The 20,194-nt window shown below is 67.7% G+C and carries 24 protein-coding genes and 7 pseudogenes; 17 read left to right on the top strand and 14 right to left on the bottom strand.

Features of this window, described 5'->3' with window-relative positions:
• Positions 1 to 36: 36 nt before the first annotated feature.
• The 4 genes and pseudogenes from ACZ470_RS39365 to ACZ470_RS39350 form a co-directional block, all read right to left on the bottom strand.
• Positions 37 to 255 (bottom strand): hypothetical protein, encoded by a 219-nt coding sequence (locus tag ACZ470_RS39365; protein ID WP_468434772.1) that lies wholly within the window; start codon positions 253 to 255, stop codon positions 37 to 39.
• A 69-nt stretch (positions 256 to 324) separates the two neighbouring features.
• Positions 325 to 495, bottom strand: coding sequence for a hypothetical protein (locus ACZ470_RS39360; protein WP_468434771.1), 171 nt, complete (start codon positions 493 to 495; stop codon positions 325 to 327).
• Between the two features lie 182 nt (positions 496 to 677).
• Positions 678 to 1,087 (bottom strand): annotated as a pseudogene (locus ACZ470_RS39355) (SDR family NAD(P)-dependent oxidoreductase).
• A gap of 57 nt (positions 1,088 to 1,144) precedes the next feature.
• Positions 1,145 to 1,753 carry a TetR/AcrR family transcriptional regulator gene (locus tag ACZ470_RS39350; protein ID WP_468434770.1) on the bottom strand — a complete coding sequence of 203 codons (609 nt, stop codon included), beginning with the start codon at positions 1,751 to 1,753 and terminating at the stop codon, positions 1,145 to 1,147.
• A gap of 98 nt (positions 1,754 to 1,851) precedes the next feature.
• Here ACZ470_RS39350 and ACZ470_RS39345 point away from each other — a divergent pair, with 98 nt between their 5' ends.
• The 3 genes from ACZ470_RS39345 to ACZ470_RS39335 all read left to right on the top strand — a co-directional run bounded on the left by ACZ470_RS39345 (position 1,852) and on the right by ACZ470_RS39335 (position 3,910).
• The gene (locus tag ACZ470_RS39345) at positions 1,852 to 2,391 is read left to right on the top strand and encodes a nuclear transport factor 2 family protein (RefSeq protein WP_468434769.1); all 540 of its coding nucleotides are present in this window, start codon (positions 1,852 to 1,854) and stop codon (positions 2,389 to 2,391) included.
• A complete protein-coding gene (locus tag ACZ470_RS39340; protein ID WP_468434768.1) occupies positions 2,388 to 2,810 on the top strand; it encodes a nuclear transport factor 2 family protein in 423 nt (140 codons plus the stop codon). The genes ACZ470_RS39345 and ACZ470_RS39340 overlap by 4 nt, the downstream gene beginning before the upstream one ends.
• A 794-nt stretch (positions 2,811 to 3,604) precedes the next feature.
• Entirely contained in the window at positions 3,605 to 3,910 is a 306-nt protein-coding gene (locus ACZ470_RS39335; protein WP_468434767.1) for a fumarylacetoacetate hydrolase family protein, read from the top strand.
• A gap of 850 nt (positions 3,911 to 4,760) precedes the next feature.
• Here the strand turns inward: ACZ470_RS39335 and ACZ470_RS39330 are convergent.
• Positions 4,761 to 4,964, bottom strand: a complete 204-nt coding sequence (locus ACZ470_RS39330; RefSeq protein ID WP_468434766.1) for a hypothetical protein — start codon at positions 4,962 to 4,964, stop codon at positions 4,761 to 4,763.
• A gap of 134 nt (positions 4,965 to 5,098) precedes the next feature.
• Here ACZ470_RS39330 and ACZ470_RS39325 point away from each other — a divergent pair.
• The 5 genes and pseudogenes from ACZ470_RS39325 to ACZ470_RS39305 all read left to right on the top strand — a co-directional run.
• Positions 5,099 to 5,342: pseudogene (locus ACZ470_RS39325) on the top strand (IS982 family transposase); the annotation flags it as partial.
• A gap of 64 nt (positions 5,343 to 5,406) precedes the next feature.
• On the top strand, positions 5,407 to 5,754 hold the full coding sequence (locus tag ACZ470_RS39320; RefSeq protein ID WP_468434784.1) for a fumarylacetoacetate hydrolase family protein: 348 nt from the start codon (positions 5,407 to 5,409) through the stop codon (positions 5,752 to 5,754).
• Between the two features lie 90 nt (positions 5,755 to 5,844).
• Positions 5,845 to 6,249: pseudogene (locus tag ACZ470_RS39315) on the top strand (transposase); the annotation flags it as partial.
• Positions 6,250 to 6,725: 476 nt separating this feature from the next.
• On the top strand, positions 6,726 to 6,929 hold the full coding sequence (locus ACZ470_RS39310) for a hypothetical protein (RefSeq protein WP_468434765.1): 204 nt from the start codon (positions 6,726 to 6,728) through the stop codon (positions 6,927 to 6,929).
• A 436-nt stretch (positions 6,930 to 7,365) separates the two neighbouring features.
• Positions 7,366 to 7,803: a peptidoglycan-binding domain-containing protein gene (locus ACZ470_RS39305; RefSeq protein WP_468434764.1), complete on the top strand. Its 438-nt coding sequence runs from the start codon at positions 7,366 to 7,368 to the stop codon at positions 7,801 to 7,803.
• A gap of 397 nt (positions 7,804 to 8,200) precedes the next feature.
• Here ACZ470_RS39305 and ACZ470_RS39300 read toward each other — a convergent pair whose 3' ends face one another.
• Entirely contained in the window at positions 8,201 to 8,803 is a 603-nt protein-coding gene (locus ACZ470_RS39300; protein WP_468434763.1) for a 3'-5' exonuclease, read from the bottom strand.
• 604 nt (positions 8,804 to 9,407) lie between these two features.
• On the opposite strand from ACZ470_RS39300, the pseudogene ACZ470_RS39295 reads away from it, so the two are divergent.
• The 4 genes and pseudogenes from ACZ470_RS39295 to ACZ470_RS39280 form a co-directional block, all read left to right on the top strand.
• Positions 9,408 to 9,515 (top strand): annotated as a pseudogene (locus ACZ470_RS39295) (aldo/keto reductase); the annotation flags it as partial.
• Between the two features lie 31 nt (positions 9,516 to 9,546).
• Positions 9,547 to 9,849: an aldo/keto reductase gene (locus ACZ470_RS39290; RefSeq protein ID WP_468434762.1), complete on the top strand. Its 303-nt coding sequence runs from the start codon at positions 9,547 to 9,549 to the stop codon at positions 9,847 to 9,849.
• Entirely contained in the window at positions 9,846 to 10,319 is a 474-nt protein-coding gene (locus ACZ470_RS39285) for a hypothetical protein (RefSeq protein WP_468434787.1), read from the top strand. The genes ACZ470_RS39290 and ACZ470_RS39285 overlap by 4 nt, the downstream gene beginning before the upstream one ends.
• Positions 10,316 to 10,999 (top strand): acetoacetate decarboxylase family protein, encoded by a 684-nt coding sequence (locus ACZ470_RS39280; RefSeq protein ID WP_468434761.1) that lies wholly within the window; start codon positions 10,316 to 10,318, stop codon positions 10,997 to 10,999. The genes ACZ470_RS39285 and ACZ470_RS39280 overlap by 4 nt, the downstream gene beginning before the upstream one ends.
• Positions 11,000 to 11,142: 143 nt before the next feature.
• Here ACZ470_RS39280 and ACZ470_RS39275 read toward each other — a convergent pair whose 3' ends face one another.
• From ACZ470_RS39275 to ACZ470_RS39265, 3 genes and pseudogenes are all read right to left on the bottom strand, one after another.
• A complete protein-coding gene (locus ACZ470_RS39275; RefSeq protein ID WP_468434786.1) occupies positions 11,143 to 11,277 on the bottom strand; it encodes a hypothetical protein in 135 nt (44 codons plus the stop codon).
• Positions 11,278 to 11,298: 21 nt separating this feature from the next.
• Positions 11,299 to 11,457, bottom strand: a pseudogene (locus ACZ470_RS39270) (cytochrome P450); the annotation flags it as partial.
• Positions 11,406 to 12,107, bottom strand: coding sequence for a cytochrome P450 family protein (locus ACZ470_RS39265; protein ID WP_468434760.1), 702 nt, complete (start codon positions 12,105 to 12,107; stop codon positions 11,406 to 11,408). The pseudogene ACZ470_RS39270 and the gene ACZ470_RS39265, both read right to left, overlap by 52 nt.
• A gap of 212 nt (positions 12,108 to 12,319) precedes the next feature.
• Between ACZ470_RS39265 and ACZ470_RS39260 the strand changes: the two genes are divergently transcribed.
• Both ACZ470_RS39260 and ACZ470_RS39255 read left to right on the top strand, forming a co-directional pair.
• Positions 12,320 to 13,087, top strand: a complete 768-nt coding sequence (locus tag ACZ470_RS39260; protein ID WP_468434759.1) for a hypothetical protein — start codon at positions 12,320 to 12,322, stop codon at positions 13,085 to 13,087.
• Between the two features lie 485 nt (positions 13,088 to 13,572).
• Positions 13,573 to 14,441 (top strand): annotated as a pseudogene (locus ACZ470_RS39255) (IS5 family transposase).
• Positions 14,442 to 14,777: 336 nt separating this feature from the next.
• On the opposite strand, the gene ACZ470_RS39250 reads toward ACZ470_RS39255, so the two are convergent.
• The 3 genes from ACZ470_RS39250 to ACZ470_RS39240 form a co-directional block, all read right to left on the bottom strand.
• The gene (locus ACZ470_RS39250) at positions 14,778 to 15,596 is read right to left on the bottom strand and encodes an alpha/beta fold hydrolase (protein ID WP_468434758.1); all 819 of its coding nucleotides are present in this window, start codon (positions 15,594 to 15,596) and stop codon (positions 14,778 to 14,780) included.
• A gap of 252 nt (positions 15,597 to 15,848) precedes the next feature.
• Positions 15,849 to 16,025: a hypothetical protein gene (locus ACZ470_RS39245; RefSeq protein WP_468434757.1), complete on the bottom strand. Its 177-nt coding sequence runs from the start codon at positions 16,023 to 16,025 to the stop codon at positions 15,849 to 15,851.
• A complete protein-coding gene (locus tag ACZ470_RS39240; RefSeq protein WP_468434756.1) occupies positions 16,022 to 16,678 on the bottom strand; it encodes a DsbA family oxidoreductase in 657 nt (218 codons plus the stop codon). Before ACZ470_RS39240 ends, ACZ470_RS39245 begins: the two co-directional genes overlap by 4 nt.
• Before the next feature lie 140 nt (positions 16,679 to 16,818).
• Here ACZ470_RS39240 and ACZ470_RS39235 point away from each other — a divergent pair, with 140 nt between their 5' ends.
• The 3 genes and pseudogenes from ACZ470_RS39235 (at position 16,819) to ACZ470_RS39225 (ending at position 19,155) form a co-directional block, all read left to right on the top strand.
• Positions 16,819 to 17,685, top strand: coding sequence for a cupin domain-containing protein (locus ACZ470_RS39235; RefSeq protein ID WP_468434755.1), 867 nt, complete (start codon positions 16,819 to 16,821; stop codon positions 17,683 to 17,685).
• Positions 17,686 to 17,903: 218 nt separating this feature from the next.
• Positions 17,904 to 18,760, top strand: a pseudogene (locus ACZ470_RS39230) (IS5 family transposase).
• Positions 18,757 to 19,155, top strand: coding sequence for a hypothetical protein (locus ACZ470_RS39225; RefSeq protein WP_468434754.1), 399 nt, complete (start codon positions 18,757 to 18,759; stop codon positions 19,153 to 19,155). Before ACZ470_RS39230 ends, ACZ470_RS39225 begins: the two are co-directional and overlap by 4 nt.
• 21 nt (positions 19,156 to 19,176) lie before the next feature.
• Here ACZ470_RS39225 and ACZ470_RS39220 read toward each other — a convergent pair whose 3' ends face one another.
• Together ACZ470_RS39220 and ACZ470_RS39215 are read right to left on the bottom strand one after the other, a co-directional pair.
• Positions 19,177 to 19,749 (bottom strand): transposase, encoded by a 573-nt coding sequence (locus tag ACZ470_RS39220; protein ID WP_468434753.1) that lies wholly within the window; start codon positions 19,747 to 19,749, stop codon positions 19,177 to 19,179.
• Complete coding sequence (locus tag ACZ470_RS39215) at positions 19,746 to 19,985, bottom strand: winged helix-turn-helix domain-containing protein (RefSeq protein WP_468434752.1); 240 nt, start codon at positions 19,983 to 19,985, stop codon at positions 19,746 to 19,748. Before ACZ470_RS39215 ends, ACZ470_RS39220 begins: the two co-directional genes overlap by 4 nt.
• Positions 19,986 to 20,194 lie beyond the last annotated feature (209 nt).

The following is a 20,194-nucleotide window of genomic DNA, read 5'->3' as shown; positions in this document are numbered from 1 at the left end:
CAGGGCCGCCGAACTGGCGCACGGGGTCGGATACCGTCAAGCCACGTACTTGAAGAACGCGCAGTGCGTTCTCCGCCTGGGTCCTGGCGGCAGTCCGCTCCTGCCCACCTTCTCGCTCAGCGCCAGGACTTCCCTGCGGGCTTCCTCCCGGCCCTCTTTCCGGCCTTTCTCCAGGCCCTCCAGGCCTTTCTCCACGCCCTCCAGGTAGGTCTGCTCGAACAGAGTGCCCCTGCCGGGGAAGAACGTAGCGACCATTTTCTCCCGCTCTTGCCACTTGTCCCGGGCCGGGGTGTTCTCCAGGCCGACTTCCAGCAGTTCCGACCACTACCGGGCGGTACCCTCGTCGAACGACCGCATGCCGAGAGCCGGCAGTTCCGGTATGGCGTCGATCGTCCGGCTTTCGCTGTGGACGATGGCGCTGAACGTCGCGAGCGCCGACTCGCGGACCACCATCGCCTCGTCCGTGTTCTTCGGGACGGAGTCCGGACCGAGCACGAACGGACGGGTGACCTGGGTCGTCCACGGGCCAACGCGGCACTCGAAGGGCCCCGCCGCCCAGGTGGCCGTGGTCGGCTTCCGGCAGACCGCCACGAGCAGTGGAGGCCTACGGGCCGTCTCGGCCCTGGGGCGCCCGCTTACGGGCCGGAGGGGTCCCCCGGCCCCTGACGCCGGCCGGCTCAGGCGAGGAAGCCTCCGTCGACGGCGAGGTGCGCACCCGTGACGTACGAAGCCTCGTTGGAGAGCGGGAAGGCGACCGCCGTGGCGATCTCCTCGGCACGCCCGATGCGACCCATGGGCAGACCGCTCTCGACGGCCTCCTGCGTGCCCCCGGATTGGCCTGGGTCATCTCCGAGTCGATCACGCCGGGCTGGAGTTCGTTGATGCGTACGCCGCGCGCTGCGTACTCGTTGGCCGCGGTGCGGGTGAGGCCGTGGACGGCGTGCTTGGCGGCGGAGTACTCCACGGTCGGCCCGCCACGGTCCGCGAAGACGCTGGAGACGTTGACGATCGAGCCGCCACCGCTCGCGATGATCGCGGGGATCTCGTACTTGAGGCCGTGGAAGAGGCCGTGGCCGTCGAGGTTGATCCCGTTGAGTCTGCCCGGCGTTCCCGAGCGGGGCCGGTGGGGGACCAGGAGGGCGCCTCAGGTGCGGGGCCTGGTGGCGTCCCGGACGAGGTCGGTCAGTACCCGGCGACGTTCGCCGGGCCCGTCGGTGGCCGCGCCGCCGAGCATGAGTGTGACCGTCGCGGGGACGGCCAGCCACCAGGCCGCCAGAGCGCGCGCCAGGTACAGCAGGTAGCCCGGGCCCACGTCGTCGCGCAACATCCCGGCATCCTGGGCGCGGACGACGGCGGTGATGTCGTCCACGTAGTGCGCCGCCCGTTCGGCCGCCGCGGCGATCGAGGTCGGCTCCGGCTGTCGGCGGCCGGTTTCCAGGCCTTCCCAGAGCAGCAGCCGCAGGTAGTGCGGGTAGGTCCGGTGGTAGTCGTAGACCTGCGCGGCGAATTCGCCGAGATCCCCCGCCTGCTCAGCCGTGAGCGGTACCGCGGCGGCGAGCTTGGTCATTTCCTGCTCCAGCACGGCCGCGAACAGTTTCTGCTTGCCGCCGAAGTACTGGTAGATCCGCTCCTTGTTGACCCCGGCCCGCTCGGCGACGCGGTCGACGCGCGCCCCCAGAGGACCATGCTCGCTGTACTCGTGCACTGCGGCGTCCAGCAACCGCTGCTTCGTCCGCTCGGTGTCCCAGGCCATGGCGTCCATTGAAACAGACTCCAACTCGCGAGTTGCAGATGGGACGTCACCGTGACAGACTCCAACTGACTAGTTGGAAATTATGGAAGGATCCATGTATGTCGGACACGCTCGAAGCCCGGCTGCAGGCGATCGAGGATCGCCTGTCCATCTACAACCTGCTCGCAACGCACCCGCTCAGCGCCGACACGGGCGAGCGCGCGGTCATCGAGGCCATCTACACCGACGAAGTCGTCTTCGACCGGGGAAAGGACCTCGACGGCGCTCACGGCCGAGAGGCGATGGTGGACCTCGTCCAGAGTGATGAGCACCACGCTGCCATCGAGGGTGGCCTCGCACACTTCGGCAACCTGCCCCTCGTGGACATCGACGGGGACATCGCGGTGGCGATCTCCTACCTTGCCCTGATCACACCGGACAGCCGCGGTGAGGCGCGAGAGCTGGCCAACCACGGGGTGTCGCGGGGCTACCGGATTCACCGCGTACTGGCCAACCGCTGGACACTTGAACGGGGCAGCGACGGTTGGCGCATCGCCTCACGCACCCTGCTGCCGACGGATGGCTCCGGGCCGGCGCTGGACCTCCTCCGCGAGGCAGGCGAATCCCACGTGCGAAACGCCAAGGGAGAACGGTCATGACCACGATCTCCCGCGAAACGACAGCCGAGACCCGCTGTCTTGTTGAGCGGGTGTTCGCCGACGTCGCCCAGTCCGGCTTCGGCGAGAGGTTCGTCGACGCCCTGGCGGAAGATGTCGTGTTCACTGCCACTGGCACCTCCCCGGTGGCGGGGCGTTACGAAGGCAGGGACAGATACCAGGCGGAGCTTCTCGCCCGGCTGCATGCGCGGCTGACCACGCCGATTCGTGCCCGCGTCGAGCAGGTGATCGTCGAGGGGGAGTGGGCGACCGTCCGTTTCCGTAGTCACGACGTCCGCGGCGTCAACGGGACGGATTTCGAGATGCGCTACTGCTGGGTCATCCGGGTTGCCGCCGGGCGTATCACCGAGATCACCGGCTATTACGACACCAAGAAGATGAACGATCTGTTCGCCGACTGACGCCCCGGAAGCGCTTCTTCGCCCATGTGGTCGCCCTCGACCCGCCGGTCTGCCGGTCCGGCCCGCGGTTCCACGGTCATTTGGTCCATCGATGAGCCTGAGCCCTGGCTCGAAATAGGCCGTTGGCGGCGGAACCAGCGCACGACGCGGCACTCCGGGCCGGATGCCGGTCGGTCGCGGTGTTGGGGACGAGCCGCGCATCGATCCGGTTTGGTCCGCCACAGCTCGACCGCCCAGGTTCGCGTGGACGTCGCATGCGGGGTGTCACGCGCGAGGGCGTTGACATGGCTCGCGTAGCGGCTGCGGGCCTTGCGCGGCGCCGGGATTGCCGGGGCGCCGTAGTGCCCGCGGAGCCGGCTCCGCCTTACGTCGTTCGACCCCACACGTCCTGGTCGAGTCGGCACAGGCTGGGTAGCGCCCCTTGGGCGTGGAACCAGCGCCCGGGCGACTCATGGTGACGCGAGTGCTGGTCGGGCTTGTGTGATGCCGCGAGTCAAGTCGACGTGCAGGGTCGCGCGTTGATGTTCGACGAAGTCGCGAGACCGCGGTAATGGTTCATCGGGAAGCGCCAGCCCCCGAGGGTCGTGGGCGTACGGTATCGGCGGCCTTCCGATGACGGCGGCCCGCGTCGGGGACCAGTTCGGCGTGGTCGGGGGTGATTGCTACACCCCGCTGGTGGCGATGGGCCTTTCGGGCCGAGCCAGCACCAACGAGCTCTTCGCGACGTGGCCCGAGTCGATCCGGACCATTGAGGAGCTCGCGCCGGAGGATGTCGCCGCCCATTCCGAGCCGTTGTGTCCGGAGCTCCTCGGGCCGCCCGTCGGATCACGGCGACACACATCTTCGCGGAGTACCCGTCTTGCCTCACCGGCCGGACCCACGGCATCGTTTTCGGCAGCAACCAGGTCGACTGGGAGGGCGAGTTGTTCGTGGTGATCGGGACGGCCGGCTTCGCTGTCGCGGGATCCGACGCGTGGTCGGTGATAGCCGGGCCGACCGTCGGGCAGGACCTGTCCGAGCGGCGCATCCAGGCTCGCAAGCCCATGCCGCGCTTCGCCCTGCGAAGTCGGGACCGACCTATTGTCCGGTCGGTCCGCTAGTAAGTCCTATGTCCCGGGCCCGGCCGTTCTTGAGTTAGCTCGGGAGCGGTCAGATCCCGGCGATCATGATGATCGCCGGGATCTTTGTCGTTTCCGGGGGCTGTTCGAGAGTGGCGCTGTAGCCGAAGGCGCCTTCTGCCTGCCGGAAGGGACGTTCCAGGCCTCCGAGTAGGTGTCAGCGATCTCCTGAGGGAGGCGGGAAACGGCGGTCGCAGCGCGCCGAGTCGAGCGCGGTGGTGGTGCGGTCGAAGCCCCGTAGAGGTACGCCGTCACCTGGAGGAGGGGTGCACAGCTGGTTCGGCTGGACGATCCCGCCCCGTAAGCGGCTGACCGCCCGACGCGTGCGCGTAGCGGATGCCGGGCCGCAAGGCGCGTGTGACTGTCTCGTCTGCCGCCGGACGGGGCCATCATCGGCAGTGCCTGTGCAGCAGTCGGATGACCTCCTTCCTTTCCAGTGGCGGGCCCCACTGTTGGTAAGGAGCGAGCCCGCCGGCGAGGCCATCCCTGCCGCCGTGGCGACGACGGCTGGGCTGATGCCCACAGTCGGCAGGCCAACGATCCATGTAGACCGCCGACAGCGGGCCGACAGCGGCGGCAGAGCACGGGCGACCAGTGACGGGCCGGCCAGAGGACACGAGATTCTTCGCTGCCGCCACCTTCTGGCCTGGCCGCAACAAGGAGCCCTCTCCCGCGGCCTCTGCCGGCTCTGCCCGTACGACGCGCTCCAGCCTGCCCGTCAGGCCACGAGTCGGCCCAGCAGGGCTTCGTCCAATACCGAACCGCGCCAGGGTCCGCGCGCGACAGTTCTATTGGAGGCGATGGCCGTGCTGCTCAGTCAGAAACCCTGACGTCACGACAGGCCTGGCGAGGCCGGATGGTACAGCCGGAGCCGGCGGACGCGGCCCCGATCCAGTCCCAGCAGCCAGCACGCCTGAGCGGGACAGCTGGCCACACCCGGGGGATTGAGCACGTCGATCTGCCAGACCAGCACGTCACGGCCGGCGACCGCGGTGACCAGCCGCTGCCGGAGGCCTGAGTCCACGCTCTTGGCCATGACGTCGGTAACCTCGCGGATGCCGTGGACCTGGCGCCCATCGGTCCAGCTCGCGGTGGCGTCGGGATGTCAGCGGTCCCGCAGCACCGAGGCGAATTCGCCGGCGTTGCCTGCGGCGCGACTACGCAATCACGATGCTGCGGCCATCCCGCAAGGATGAGAAGGCCCGCTTCGGCGAGCCGATGCTCAAGAAGGTCCGGCAGCTGATCGAGTCGGTCAACGACACCCTCAAAGGTCAGCTCGACCTGGAAGACCACGGGGGCCGTTCCTTCGAAGGGGTCGCCGTCCGCGTCGCCCAGCGGGTCCTTGCGATGGCCGCCGCGATCTGGCACAACAACGCAACCGATCACCGGGTCACTGATCGCCTACGACCACTGACCGGACATCGGACTTACTCGTCTTAGTCACTCCGGACGAGTTCGACGACCCCAGCGACCTCGTCATCCGCTGTGAGGCCAGCGGAGAGGTCGTCCAGTTCAGCGCCACTGGGGAGTTGATCTTCAACACCTCGAAGATCATCGCCGAGATCTCCGCCGCCGTCCGCCTCGAGCGCGGTGACCCGATCTTCACCGGGACGCCCGACGGGGTCGGTGCCTCCAGGGACCCGCGCTGCTGCCTCGCGGTGGAGGACCGGACGTCAGCACGGTGGAGGGGATCGGCTCAAGACGAACATCTGCTTAAGGAGGCCCACCACGCCGATGCATCGAGTCACCTCGATTACCCTCGGGGTCCCCGACCTCGACACCACGGCCGAGTTCTACACCGACCTCGGGCTCACCCCGCTCGGTGACCATCGCTTCACCACCCTCGACCGAGCAGCTCCGGCTCGGCGTAGGCGTGGACGATCCGCGGCGACCCGGCAGACCATGCCGCTCCCGACGCCGAGATGATCACCATCATGCGCGGCATCGGCGACATACTCGGAGCGGATTTCATCGCCGCGACCGGCGGTGACATGGCCGCCTTCGGCAGCCCTGACCGGCTCGCCAGCGTTGCTGGACTTGCCCCCGTCCCTCGCGACTCGGGCAAGGTCAGCGGCAACCTGCGTCGGCCCAGACCCTACAGCCGCCGACTCCTGCGGATGTTCTGCCTCTCCGCCCAGGTCGCCACCGTGCACTGTCCCCAATCCAGGACCTTTTACCAGTGCAAACGCGCCGTAGGAAAGTCCCACGAGCAGGCCGTCCTCGCGCTGGCCAGACGCCGTCTGAACGTGCTCTGCGCTCTGGTACGCGACCACCGGACCTTCGAAGCCGTCACGTCCCACCCCGCTGCCACAGCGGTATGACCCCGTCGCGAGGCGTTACCGCACCGGCTTGACAACGTCATTGGGAAGCCTCCTCTGCCGGGGCTCTCTTGCCATTTCCGATCCTGTGCAGGGTGCGCGTGTTCCCCAATCGGAGACTCAGGCAATGGAGAGAGGTGATCCACGCGGCCAGCTCGGACTGTGAACGGCGAATCGTGTTGCCGATGGGCCAGGAGTGCGGTGACGGAACGTGCTTTGAACCATCACCAGCGGTACCGCTCGGGCACGATTGTCGATACTTCTATGCCTCACCTTGAACGAACGCCGATGGGCGCGGCAGCGGCTTCGTCCTTGTCTATAGGACTCGCAGGTCCGGGCATACTCAAGGGCTCGCTCCGCGCCCCGAAAGGACGGCGAGGCCATCGCCCAAGAACAGGGATGAGTAACGACCTTGGGCCCCATTAGGCCACTCGTCCCGCACGAGCCGCGACCACCTGTGCAAGCGGGGCATCCGGGCGGTGATCCCGATCCCGGCGGACCAGCCCAACAACGTCGAACGGTGTATCAACCGCTTGAAGCAGTGGCGAGGCATCGCGATCCGCGACGAGAAGACCGCGACGGTCCACCTGGCCGGGCGCCACATCGCCGGCACCTTCCTCTGGCCTGCCCTCAATGATCCAAACGCGCTCCTGGATGAGATGACCAGCCAGCGGATCCGGTAACGGTTGGAGATGGCCACACACTCTTGATCTCGGGCGCACCAGTCCCACTGCAACGCGCGGAGCAGCGAGGCCGAAACGGACCCTCGAAGGCTGTCACCGGCCTCACCTTGCCACAGCAGAGGCCTACTGCCCCCAGCCGACCCGAAACGAACCAACGTCTGACATGCAATGAAACGCCTTTCGCTGGATGAAACGCTCTTTTAGTTACTGTTGTCCTGCTCCGCCCCCCAGACCGAGGGCGGTCAACGCAGCGAGTTCGTCAGTGGGTGAGCTTGGACCGCCTGCACGACTGACCAAGTTCCCTGCACACACGACCAAGTCCGCTCCTCCACCGGCGTCTAACCTCCTGCTGGGCTGTGCTCAGTCACCCCCGAACGGGTGGCACGCATCACCTGTACCTGATCACTTCCTCTCCCCACATCGAAGAGAGAACGAGATGAAGAAGCGTTCCGCGAGCATCCTGTCGGTCAGTGCACTGCTTGCTGGGCTGCTGGGCGGCGCGATTGCTACCGCGTCGCCTGCATCAGCCGCTGCAACCTACGAATGCAACACCTCCAAGGCGCTCGCCAAGGGCAGCTACAACATCCTGTTGCCGCACCAGAACTATGCCCCCGCCGATCCTTACTGGTGCTATCTCACCTACGGGAGTCAGAACAGCGGAGTGAGCGCACTTCAGTTCACGTTGAACAAGTGCTACGGGGCAGGACTGGCCGTAGACGGTGCGTATGGCCCAGCAACCAGGTCTGCAGTAGTTTCCGTTCAAAAGCGTGTCGGAGTCGCAGCGGATGGCGACTACGGACCGGTTACCCGGAACGCGATGAATTGGTCGCACCGCACCAGCAGCGGCACACACTCCCACTGCGCCAAGATCTAATCTGAATCGGGTCAGCCTTCAGCGGGGTCTGCGATCGTGCCGGTGTGCATAGTGCGTCTGCCGTTTGCTCATCCTTGCTGTGGCTGACGCCGATCACACTCTTACCTTGTCATTTAAGGTGCGGCCTCGCTGGCGTCCAGGCGGAGGAACGCCCGGCTGATGTGGTGACCAAGCCGCGGCGTTGCCAGCTTTGGCAGCATCTTCGCCACCGGCGAGGCATAGGGCCGACCCGGACACCACGAAGTCGGCTGCACCTGCGGCTGGCTCTCCGGGCGGCGTGGCTCGGACGTCGGCTTCGGCGGCGCCGGTGCCCGACCACCACAGCCACGAGACCGCCCTGTCGTCTTGCCCGTGGAGTGGGTGCCGAGCACCGCGATCCTCAGGGGCTTGGGGGAAGTCACCACAGGGTGGGGTCCTTTTGGTGTTCGGGGGCGCCGGGCAGGCCGGGCGGCACGGCCACGGCGAGCAGCTGGTCGAAGGTGTCGTAGCGGGAGGCCATGGCGAGCAGGAGCTGCGCCGTGGCGTAGGCGTCGAAGGTGGCGCGGTGCCGGGCACCGGGTGCCTCGGTCAGGTCGGGCTGGACGTGCTCGATGAGCTTGTCCAGGCTGTACTTGCCGAGGTCGGGGAAGGCGTCCTTGGCCAGTCGCAGGGTGTCCAGGACGCCGGCGGGCTCCCAGCCGGGCAGGTGTGCGGCCAGGACGCGGTAGTCGGTGTGCGCGTTGTGCGCGCAGATCCACGTGTTCCCGAGGAAGGCGCGCACCTGGTCCGCGATGTCGGCCCAGGCTGGTTTGCCGACCAGGTCGGTGTTGGTCAGGCCGTGTACCCGGGTGGCGAAGGGGGTGACAGGGCGGTTGGGGCGGGTCAGCCACCAGCCCGCAGTGCTCTTGTCGGGGCGTCCGTCGCGGACGGGCAGCGCGGCGACTTCGACGAGGTCGGGCGGGTTGGTGCCGTTGCCTTCGACGTCGACGACGAGCAACGCGGGCCAGGTGGCGAAGTTCATGCTGTGGTGGGTCCGTCCTCCGCCTCCCAGCCGATGGGGGCCCGGCCGTGTTAGCGGTAGTGGTGGGGCTTGCTCCGGTCGTGGCACTGGTAGCCGAAGCCGTGCTGCAGGTAGTAGCGGGGCGGCTCGTCCAGTCCTTCCACGACGATGGCACGGTCGTTGACCTCAACGTCGCCGGTCGCACCGAGGGCGCGTGCCTTGTGCACGACGGCGTCCAGGGGCGGCCTCACCCACGCCTTCTTGCACAGGGCGATCTGTTCGGGCGGGCAGATGTCGCACAGCTCCCGGACGCCGTAGTGGCCGTTGTAGTCGGCCTCTCCCCAGGTGTAAGCCACGCCGCAGCTCGTCTTGCGGAACAGCGTCCCCCGCTCGGCGCCGCCGGCGGCTTTGTGCAGGTCGAAGTCGTCCAGGATCCTGTGCTCGGCCTGCTCGGGCATGATCTTGCGCCGGGCTGTGTCTTCGTACGGCGTCGACATGCCGTGGCTCTCGTAGTACGCCTTGATCTCGTCGCGGTAGAACAGGCCCGTGAAGACGGTGGCGTGCGCGTGCAGGGACAGATCACGGGCCCGCTCGATGTGCTCGTCGGAGTCGTTGAGGCCGGGGGTTGATCCGGCACCTCGGCCTCTCCAACATCCGGCCCCAACACCTCGACGAGGCGCGGGCGATCGCACCGGTGGTCAGCGTGCAGAACCCGTACGGGCTCGGATACAACGCCGCGCAGGCGGGGTTCATGGCATGCTGCGGTGAACTGGGCATCGCCTTCGTCCCGTTCTATACCCCTCGCCGGGTCCGCCAAGGAGGAGGGCGGCCTGGGACGCGAGACGCCGGAGGTCTCCGCGATTACCCTGGCGCACGGTGCCACCCCGGCCCAGGTCCGCATCGCCTGGAGTCTGGCGCAAGGGCGCCACCTGCTGGCCCTCCCCGGCACCGGCGACCTCGAACACCTTGCCGCCAACGTGGCGGCGGGTGCGCTCCGTCTCTCGGACGAGAGACTGGAGAAGCTGAACGACGCGCACGCCCGGTCCGCGCAGGAGGCGGCGCGATGAGCGAGACCGTGTACTCCGTCATCTCCGCCGTCCGGGTCTGGCAGCCCGACGAGGAGGCGGTCGACGCCGGGGGCAACCTCTCCCGCATCGGGTGCCCGCTGTGCCGCGCGGAAATCGACCTGGAGTGGTGGGCGGACCTGCTGGAGAGGACGGCCGACGACGGATTCGCCGCCCTCGACGTCACCGTCCCCTGCTGCGGCGGCGGGACGACGCTGGACGCCCTGGCGTACGACGGGCCGTGCGGGTTCGCGCGGTTCGAGATCGAGGTGTGGGACCCGGAACGGCCTCCCTTCGACGACGCCGAACTCCGGGCGCTGGCCGACGCGTTGGGGCACCCGGTGCGGCTGGTGGTGCCCCGGATCCGGGTCATGCCCGGATCCCGTTCTGGCCCGCCCGGGTTCCGCGTCCGTTCGGGTGCGGGCATGGCGGACGCGGTGGAGGCGAGCATGCGGGGCACCATGAGGGCATGACCGAAGCCGAACCCTTCCCGCCCGAGCCGTGGGATCTGCGCGGACGGATGCACGTCAGCCTCTGGCCGGCCCGCCCGAGCCGGCTGCCGAGGTGGCCGCTGCCCGAGGGGGTCCGCGCTCTGGTCCTCGGCGGACGGTGCGCGCTGCTGACCTTCTGCGTCGACTACTCGCCCGACGGGACTCTTGCTTACCGGGAGTTGCTACTGGCGCTCGCCGTACGGCAAGGGCGGCGGATCGGCTGCACGGCGGTGGCGGTCTGGGTGGACAGCGAACAGTCCAAGGCCGGTGGGCGGACCCTGTGGGGCATTCCCAAGGAGATCGGACACTTCGCCTGGGAGCCCGGGGCCGGAGTACCGGGGACCGAGCGCATCAGGCTCCGCGCCCCCGAGCTCGGCGAGGTGCGCGCTGCATTCCGGCCGGGGCGGACGCTCCCCGGTCGGCTGCCGATCCGGACCCGTCTGCTGCAGGAGGTGGATGGCACGCCACTGGCCGTGCCCGCGCGCCTCACCGGGAAGCCGGCCCCGACCAGGGCCTCCTTCCGCCCTGACCCGGCCGGAACGCTGGCCTTCCTCGGCGAGGGACGTCCGGTGCTGTCGTTCACTCTGGAGGACTTCCGGTTCCGTGTGGGGTTCCGGCCCCCGCGCGAGCGGCTCGGCCGAACCGGTCCCCCCACTCCCTAGTGATCCGAGTCAGAGATTCGTCGGCACGGCAGTGACCCCGCCCTTACTCAGCACCCCACCAGCGAAAGCACCCAATCCTGACGTGCCGTCACTTACCCCCCACCGACACCAACCCGGCATCGCAGCCAAGCCGCCAAGGCGTACTACCAGGTCACCGGCAACTGGTACAGGCCGTAGACGTCCGCGCTTTTATTGAAGGGCAGCTCGTTCACGTTCGCGGCCAGCCCGAGCGTGGGGACGCGGCGGAAGAGCGTGTCGAACACGGTCTGCAGCTCCATCCTGGCCAGGTTCTGCCCGAGGCACTGGTGCGGTCCGAAGCCGAAAGTAACGTGGTGGCGTGCTCCGCGCATGATGTCGAGCTCGTCCGGGTCGCCGAACGCCCGCCGATCGCGGTTGGCCGAGTAGCTCAGGGCCAGTACGCCTTCGCCTGCGCGGGTCCGCTGCCCGCCGATCTCCACGTCCTCGACGCACAGCCTGGACGTCGCCGCGTCGACGTTCGACCGCGGAGCATCTCCTCGACGGCGTCGAGCGTCTTGCCCGGGTCGTCTTTGATCAGCGTGAGCTGCTCCGGTTCCCGCAGGAAGGCGACGACGGAAAGCGAGATCATGTTCGTCGTCGTCTCATGCCCGGCCGCCAGCAACAGCAGGCCGAGCTCGGCCAGGGTCTCACGCCGATAGGTGCCACCCTCGCGCAGCTTGACGATGTGCCTGCCGAGCAGATCGTCCGACAGCTCCTGCTCCTTCGCCGCTATGAGGTCGACCATATAACCGCGGATGGCCTCCAACCTCGCCCGCCGATCCTCCGGCGTCGTGGCGAACTCGACTAGCTTTGTCGTGTGGGTCTCGAAGAAGACGTGCTCGGCATACGGCACGCCCAGCATCTCGCAGATCACGAGCGACGGCACCGGGAGCGAATACGTCGTCACCAGGTCACCGGGGTTCGGGCCCGTCAACAGGGCGTCGATCCGCTCGTCGACGATCCGCTGGATCCGCGGCCGTAGCGCCTCCAGCCGACGTGCCGTGAACTCGCCGAGCACTGCCCTGCGGGCCTGCCCGTGTTCGAGCCCGTCCATGGAGTTCGTCGTGCGCTCATCCTGCTGCCGGAACACGGTACCGCCCTCGACTCAGGTGCGGGAAGCGCGGGTCCCGGACGGTACCGAACCCCACTTGGCCCCCGCACTGGTCCAGGCGGCGAAAGACCTCGCCGACAGCCGGCTCGACGATCCGGACCTATCTCCCGCCATGCTGGCTCGCGAACTCGGCGTCTCCGTACGCACCCTGTACCGTGCTTTCGCCGCGGTCGAGGAGACCGTCGCTGGGTATGTCCGCCGCCGCAGGCTCCACCGAGCCAGCCAGGCTCGAGCTTCTCACCCCGGTGCGCCCGCCCAGCGTCACGGAACTGGCAGCCCGCTGGCAGCAGTTCGCCGACAGCAACCATTTCATCCGCGCCTTCAAAAGCCAGTACGGCTACAAGATCCTGCATGAATCCGGCTACAACGTCCTCACCTACGACCTGCGCAACCACGACTTCAGCGGCTCGGCCAACGGCGGCATCGCCTCGAGCGGCATCTTCGAGGCGCGTGACGTGCTCGGCTCCCTCACCTACGCGCGTACCCGCCCCGACACCAGCTCGATGCGCATCAGTCTGTTCAGCCGGTGTCTGGGAGCGGACGCGACCCTCGCGGCCGCGCACCAGGCCCCAGCCGCGTTCGAGGGCGTCGACTCGCTGGTGGCGGCGCAGCCGGTGACCACGAAGGTCATCATGATCCACCAGCTCGGTCTGATGGGCATCCCCGAGGAGCGGATGAAGGATCTCGACCGGCGGGTTCAACTGGTGACGGGGCTCGGGCTCGACGCACAGGCCCCCGTCCAGTGGGCCAGCGCGGTGCAGGTTCCCACTTTCATCTATCAGGTCCGCGACGACATCCTCGTCACGCCGGACGACGTCCAGTCGATGTATGACGCTCTGCCCGTCGACGACAAGCGACTGCACTGGATCGACGGCACCAAACGTCGCTGGGACGGCTACCTGGAGTTCCAGCACAACCAGCAGCCGATGCTGGACTGGATCGAGCAGCACACCGTGTGATACTCGCCCGCGACCTTATCTCGTCGTGCGAGACCCGCATCCAACTCGCCCAGGACACGAGGCCGTTGCAGATCACCCGCGAAGCCATCGGCCTCACCGACGCCGAGTGCGCGCTCATCGGATCGTGGGGAGCGGGGCAGTCGGGCAGAGCGCTGTGGAAGGTGGGTCGCGGGGGAGGGCACGCGGTGCAGCTGGTCCTTCGCGGACGCAGGAGCAGTTGTTCGAGACGGACGAGAAGATGGCGCTCTGAGAGGTCGTTTTCACCTGGATTACTCGTGTATCCAGCGGTTTTCAGGCCCTCGGGTTGTGGTGCTCGTGCTGCTGGAGATGCGGATTGAGTCTTGCTGGTCAGGTGGGGTGACAGGTGAGGCGGGAAGTGCCTTGTGCCTGTCTCATCCCAGGACGCCCGGCCTTCGCGGACGCGTGCTTCCGTTGGTGTCGCTGTGCGCCTGGGCGCACTCGATCCGCGGCGGTACGCCGGAAGCATGCCGCCGCGACGCCCGTATCCGAGTGATCTGTCCGATGCCCGCTGGGAGTTGATCGAGCCAGTGCTCTCGGCCTGGCGCTTCGAGCGCCGCGGCAGGGCCCTGGACTTCGGCCGGCCGCCGGAACACGACCTGCGCGACATCATGGACGCGATCTTGTACGTGGACCGCACCGGGGTCCAGTGGCGCTACCTCCCGCACGGCTTCCCGCACTGGAACACCGTCTACGGCTACTTCGCCAAGTGGGCGGACGAGGGTGTGTTCGCCCAGCTCAACGGCCTGCTCCGGCAGCTCCTACGGGAGAAGGAAGGACGGAATGGCGAGCCGTCGGCCTGCGTGATCGACGCCCAGAGCGTCAAGACCTCCACCAGCGTCCCCGCCGCCGGCCAGGGCATCGACGCCGGGAAGAAAATCGTGGGACGCAAGCGGAACATCGTCACCGACACCCTCGGACTTTTGCTTGCCGTGCTGGTCACCGCGGCAAGCGTGCAGGACTCCGCCGCCGGCGCCCGGCTCCTGGACCAGGTCGCCGCCGACCATCCCGGCATCCGCAAGGTCTGGGTCGACGGCGGCTACCGCCAGCACCTCGTCGAACATGCCGCCACCCTCGGCATCGACATGGAAATTACCGCTCGAAAGTCCGGGGCCAGGGGTTTCACTCCGATCCCGAAGCGGTGGGCGGTCGAACGCACCTACGGCTGGCTCATGCTGCACCGCCGCCTGGCCCGCGACTACGAAACCCTGCCCACCCGCTCCGAAGCCGTGATCCACATTGCCATGCCGACCTCATGGCCCGCCGCCTCACCGGCGAGAACACCATCTCCTGGCGCGACCCGACACCACAGACCAAACGGCCGATTCTGGGATGAAACATCGGGCGAAAACGACCTCTCAGATGAAGGGATCCCGGCCCACGAGGCGTAGCGCACGAGGCGAACCGCGGCTGACTCGCCTCCGCCCAGAACCGCTCGCTCCGCGGGCGGAAAAGCTTGAGCCGACCCCGCTCCGCGGGGCGTCCAGCGACGAACTGCCACCGGGGCCTTGAAAGGGGCGCCTCCCCGGGCTCGCGGAGGCCGAGGCCCCGAGCCTCCACGAAGCCCGGGGCGATTCAGCCGGCGAGAGTAGGCGCCCGCGCTGGCAGGAAACAAGGCGGCGGGTGCGCTGCCGCCCTGTTTCCTGCCGGCAGACGGCGGGTCAGACGGTGGTCAAACCCTGACCGACCTGATCACCTCCGCGAGGCGCTCGGGCTGTTCCTCGGGGATCCAGTGTCCGGATTCACCGATCAGCTTGGTGCTCCCGCCGACGCTGATCTCCTCCACGATCCCGTCGAGGAGGGACTGGGTCGAGGTCAGCTCGCTGCCGACGACGGTGACCGGAAGCTCGAGGCGGCCACCGCTCTTGAGGGCGGCGCGATTGTGCTCATCGTCCTCGGCGAGGGTGCGGTACATCTCCATGGCGGCGCGGAGCGCGCCTGGGGCCGAATAGGCCCTGACGTAGGCATCGATGTCCTCTTCGCGCAATGCGCCTTGGATGTAGGAGAGAGACCGCATGAAGTGGGACAGGTACTCCCGCTCCTTGCCGCCGATCAGCATCATGGCGATGTCGACGTTCGCGTGCAAGGCCAGGTGGAAGGCAATCGGATTCATCCTGAGGCTGTCCAGCGCCGTGGTGCCGGGCGGGGGCGCGTCGACCATGATCAGCGCGGCGAGCGCGTCGCGGTGGTCGAGCGCGAGTGCGAAGCCAACGGCCGCGCCGATGTCATGCCCGCACACGATCGGTTTGGCGTCACCGAACTCGGCCGCCGCGATTGCCAGCACGTCGGTGGCCAGGGTGGCCTTGTCGTAGCCGGTCATCGGGCCGACGGTCCCGCCCAGGCCACGGAGGTTGGGGGCGACGATTCGGTAGTCGTCGGCGAGCAGGTTGATCAGCCTACTCCACTCTCTCCAGGTCTGCGGAAATCCGTGCAGGAGCAGCAGCGGCCTCCCGGTCCCGGCGGTGACGTAATGGTGGGCGACACCGTCCACGGTGATCCGATTGTGGCGGATTTCATGATCCATTGACTTGCGTCTCCTTCAGGTAGTGGTTATTCTCCGGGCATCAGCGTGGAACGCCCGGGGTGTGTCGCGCGCGATGCCGCAGTGGGCGCGTGCGCGCGTGCTGGGCTGTACGCCGGGTTCCGACGCACGGCATTACTGAGCAACCCTGTCGCCGGAGGTGGCGAGGGCGATGCGGACAACGGGCGTCCGCAGGCGGTAGGTCGGTGGATGGGTCGCCGGTCAGGGCGGGGGCGAGCACTCCACCGTGTGGATGTCGCCTACGGCGTCTGGGCGTTCGGGCTCCTCCACCGGGAAGGACGGCTTGAAGCCGAGCACGCAGGTGTCGCCGTCGCACTCGATGGCGTCAGGATCGCCGATCAGCGTCAGCCCGGGAGCGGCGGCGTCTGCCGTGCTCATGAGCTGAGCTCTCGCTCGTTCACAGCACGGTCGAAGGCCCGCTCGAACGTCCTTGCGCTCTGGGCGCCGGAGAGACCGTACTTGCCGTCGACGACGAAGAACGGGACGCTTCGGACACCGATCTGCGCTGCGGCGCGGTAGTCCTCCTCGACGGCGTCGCGGAACCGACCCGACGACAGGGCCTCGCGGATCTCGTCCTCGTCGAGGTCGAGCTGCGCGCCGATCGCGACCAGGTCGTCGATGCGGCCCACGTGCTCCCCCAGGCGGAAGTACGAGTCGAACAAGTGCTCCACCATCTCCAGCTGCCGGCCCTTCGACTTCGCGAAGGCGATCAGCTCGTGCGCGAGCCGGGAGTTGGTTGGCTGCATCGTGTCGTAGTTGTACTCCAGGCCGAGGGTGCCGGCCAGCTCGGTCACCTCAGCGGCCGCGTGCACCATCTTCTCAACGGGCCAGCCGTTGCGCTTGGCGATGAACTCCACCGCCGACTCGCTGACCTCGACCGGCACGTCCGGGGCGAGCTTGTACGCGTGATACGTCACCTCGACCTGCGTGTCAGGCCCCAGGTTGTCGACGGCCTGCTCGAAGCGACGCTTCCCGATGTAGCACCACGGGCACTGCACATCGGACCAGACATCCACCGAGATCGTAGCCATTGAACACCTTCTCATTCTGGCTCGACGAGCCCTGTTGATGCCTCGACCTTACGCGCCGACGGAACTCTTTCCTGCAACACATTGGCTCCAATTCATGTCCTTGCGTCTCGCATGTGTGCGGAGGAATGTAGGTTGGTGTCATGGATGTGATCACGGATGCCTTGAGGGCGATGCGCATCGGAAGCGCCCAGTCGAACGCGCTCACGTTCGACGGCGAGTGGCATCGCGATGTCGCGGCGGAGGATGGATCGGGCTTCCACGTCATGGTGCGCGGCACGGCGTGGCTCACGCTCAAGGGCGAGCCGTCCCGGCGCCTGGAGGCCGGAGACGTCGTGTTCTTCCCGCGGGGCCAGCAGCACAGCCTCTCCGGCGAGTCGCCCCCCACGCTCTTGGGCGACACGATCGCCCCGACGCTAGTCCTGTGCGGCGCTTACCGGTTCGACCGCAGCCGCATGCACCCGCTCCTGCAGGAGATGCCGACCATCGTGCACCTGACCACCCACGGCTCGGGCGCATCGCCACTGCGCGCCGTGGTGGATCTGCTCGGGGATGAGTTGCAGCGCCCCGGCCACGGACACGAGGCGCTTACGGAGTCGCTCGTGGACACCCTCCTCCTGTACATCCTGCGCACCTGGTGGGAACGCGAGCGCGTCGCAACGAACGGAACCGGCTGGGCCGCGGCGCTGGCGGACCCGTCGATCAGCGCCGCCCTGCAAGCCATGCACGCCCGTCCCGAAGAGCAGTGGACGGTGGACAGCCTTGCCAGGATCGCCGGACGTTCGCGGGCCGCGTTCGCCCGACGCTTCACCGACCTCGTCGGCCAGCCCCCACTGGCATACCTGCGGTGGTGGCGGCTCACCTACGCCGGCTGCCTGCTGCGATCGGGGGACTGGACGCTGCGCGAGATCGCTGCACGCACCGGCTACCTCTCGGAGTTCGCCTTCGGACGCGCCTTCCGACGCGAGTACGGCGTGTCACCGGGCGCATTCCGAAAGGGAGCCGCATGAAGTGCCCCGCCTCCCCGGACTACTGGGGTTGGGTGGATCTGATCATGCTGCCGTCTGGCTTGGGAATCCAGCAGGCGTCGCCATTGCGTGCTGGGGTTTCGTAGTCAGCGGGGCTGAGTGGACGTCAAGTTCGATCTTCCTCGGTTCGTGATCGCTCGATCGAGGTACTGATCGTCGCGCAGGCCATCTTCTGGGCATGTGCATGCTGAGATGCGGACATGGAGCGAGAGCCGTACCCCAGCGACTTATCGGACGAGCAGTGGGCGTTGATCGAGCCGATGATCACGGCCTGGAAGCAGGAGAGGGTGGCGCGGTCAGCGACCGGGGATCCCGGGTCCTGCGATCTACGGGAGGTCGTGAACGCGATCTTCTACCAGAACCGGACGGGCTGCCGGTGGCGCTATCTCCCGCATGATCTGCCGTCCTGGTCGGCGGTGTTCTACTACTTCGGCGTGTGGCGTCAGGAAGGGCTCGACCAGCGGATCCAGGAAATCCTGCACTGCCAGGTGAGGGAGAGAGCCTGGCGATTGGAGGACCCGTCCCTGGTGATCATCGACACCCAGTCCGTCCGCGCGGCCGCGGGTGTTCCGAAGACCACGACGGGACTGGACGCCAACAACAAGGTGTCGGGGCGCAAGCGGGGACTGGCCGTCGACGTTCTGGGGCTGATCATCGGTGTCGTGGTGCTGGCCGCCTCCGCCCATGACAAAACGCAGCCGGCACTGCCCTGCTCGATCAGGCGGCCGAGCAGTGCGGGATGCGTCTGGAGAAGGCCCTGGTGGACCAGAGCTTCAAGGACGAGGTTCTCATCCATGGCGCCCTGCTGGACATCGACGTCGAGGTCGTCCGCCCCAACCCCGCAGACCAGGGCAAAGGCTTCGTCCCGCAACCGAAGAGGTGGATCGTGGAGCAGGTCAACGGCACGTTGATGCTGCACCGCCGCCTGGCCCGCGAGTACGACCACCGCCCCGATACCTCCGCCTCGCGCGTCTACTGGGCTTCCATCGCCAACATGACCCGCCGCCTCACCACACCCGCCCCCACCTGGCGCGACACCCTCGGGCTGGCCGCGTGAACATCAGCGAGCTCCTGGCGGACCTCCAGGACCAGCACGGCAAAACCACGGCCCGGGCCGACGAACTACGCAACCAGATCGACCACTTGACCGCCGCCCTTGCCGAGACCGAAGCACGACTCGCAGACCTGGCCACCACCCGGAAGATCATCGCCGAACGCATCCCGTCCGGGACCGAGCCCGATCCGCCCGAGACGAACACCGCCTACCAGGCCATCGTGAACGCCTTCAACCAGCACCCCGGCCGGGCATTCCGAGCCCGCGAGCTGTACGAACTCCTCGGCATGCCCACCGACGAGGCGACCGTCAACGTCACCCGCAGCCGTCTGGGACGCTTCGTCCGACAAGGCTTCCTCACCCAACCCGGACGAGGTCGCTACCAGAAGCGGACTTAACGTCCACTACTGAGTTTTTCGTTAGTTCTGTGGTGTTTGGGTATGAATGGTCAGGCCGATGTGGGTGAGGGACCACGGGAGTTGCTCGCTGGAGCAGACTCGGTGGATGCCGCGTTCGGCTGCGTCGGCGACATCGGCGAGGTGGTCGCCGGCGAGGTTGGCCAGCTCGCGGGTCTTGATGGCCGACCACGGCAGTTCGACAGGGTTGAGTTCGGGTGCGTAGGCCGGCAGCCGCTCGAGGGTGAGCCAGTCCTGCTCGGCCGCCCAGGCCCGCATACCCCGACTCCAGTGGGCGGACAGTCCGTCCCATACCAACACCACCGACTCACCGGCATAGAAGGTCTTGATCTGTTCCAGCACCTCGATCAGGGAAGTGGTGTCGTAGCTGCCCGGCTTGAGGTGGAAGCACAGCCGCGGGCCGCGTTCGAGGTCGGCGGCGTGGTAACCCAGCGCGGCGGCCATCCCGGCTCGTTTCCAGTTCAGCCGGTGCCGCAAGAGCGGAGTGTGCCCGCGGGGTGCGTAGGTGCGGCGCACCTGAGGCAGCAGCGACACGCCCGATTCGTCGAAGAAAACGATCCAGGCACGTTTCTTCACCGCCCCTTTTTGATGCGCGGCCACTCGTGGGCGACCCATCGGGCGATCTCGGACTCGTCCCGTTCGACGGCCTGACGGCGGGGCCGCTGCAGACTCCATCCCAGCCGCCCGGTCAGCAGGCGCCATACCGAGGCCCGGGCCAGCGTCACCCCGGTCACCCGCTCAACCACCACACCGACCCGTTCCAAGGTCCACAGATCCGCCTCGAACCCGTGAATCTGGGCGCCCTGGTCCAAGGCGGCTCCGTAAGTTGTTGGGTGGCCCGGAAGGGCGGGGTGTGGCTCAAGGCGGCTTGCCAAATGTGGCTCGGAGTGAGTGGCCGCCGCGCCCTTCGGGGCACCCTGGCTGCTGATTGAGATGTGCGCGCCTTGTGCGGTCGCTGTTTACGGAGCAGACAGCGGGGTGTTCCTCGGGCCGACGGAATTCCGTGCGGTGCAAGGAGGGG

Source organism: Streptomyces sp. NPDC031111 (assembly GCF_055570675.1).
The sequence above is the reverse complement of the archived record's forward strand: the minus strand, read 5'-3'. Positions and strand labels throughout refer to the sequence as shown.

Bases quoted from the DNA above. Each gene is read 5' to 3' on its own strand.
- ACZ470_RS39365 (WP_468434772.1), bottom strand. From the start codon at position 255: ATGGTCGCTACGTTCTTCCCCGGCAGGGGCACTCTGTTCGAGCAGACC.
- ACZ470_RS39350 (WP_468434770.1), bottom strand. From the start codon at position 1,753: ATGGCCTGGGACACCGAGCGGACGAAGCAGCGGTTGCTGGACGCCGCA.
- ACZ470_RS39345 (WP_468434769.1), top strand. From the start codon at position 1,852: ATGTCGGACACGCTCGAAGCCCGGCTGCAGGCGATCGAGGATCGCCTG.
- ACZ470_RS39340 (WP_468434768.1), top strand. From the start codon at position 2,388: ATGACCACGATCTCCCGCGAAACGACAGCCGAGACCCGCTGTCTTGTT.
- ACZ470_RS39330 (WP_468434766.1), bottom strand. From the start codon at position 4,964: ATGGCCAAGAGCGTGGACTCAGGCCTCCGGCAGCGGCTGGTCACCGCG.
- ACZ470_RS39305 (WP_468434764.1), top strand. From the start codon at position 7,366: ATGAAGAAGCGTTCCGCGAGCATCCTGTCGGTCAGTGCACTGCTTGCT.
- ACZ470_RS39300 (WP_468434763.1), bottom strand. From the start codon at position 8,803: ATGAACTTCGCCACCTGGCCCGCGTTGCTCGTCGTCGACGTCGAAGGC.
- ACZ470_RS39285 (WP_468434787.1), top strand. From the start codon at position 9,846: ATGAGCGAGACCGTGTACTCCGTCATCTCCGCCGTCCGGGTCTGGCAG.
- ACZ470_RS39280 (WP_468434761.1), top strand. From the start codon at position 10,316: ATGACCGAAGCCGAACCCTTCCCGCCCGAGCCGTGGGATCTGCGCGGA.
- ACZ470_RS39275 (WP_468434786.1), bottom strand. From the start codon at position 11,277: ATGGAGCTGCAGACCGTGTTCGACACGCTCTTCCGCCGCGTCCCCACG.
- ACZ470_RS39260 (WP_468434759.1), top strand. From the start codon at position 12,320: ATGTCCGCCGCCGCAGGCTCCACCGAGCCAGCCAGGCTCGAGCTTCTC.
- ACZ470_RS39245 (WP_468434757.1), bottom strand. From the start codon at position 16,025: ATGAGCACGGCAGACGCCGCCGCTCCCGGGCTGACGCTGATCGGCGAT.
- ACZ470_RS39240 (WP_468434756.1), bottom strand. From the start codon at position 16,678: ATGGCTACGATCTCGGTGGATGTCTGGTCCGATGTGCAGTGCCCGTGG.
- ACZ470_RS39235 (WP_468434755.1), top strand. From the start codon at position 16,819: ATGGATGTGATCACGGATGCCTTGAGGGCGATGCGCATCGGAAGCGCC.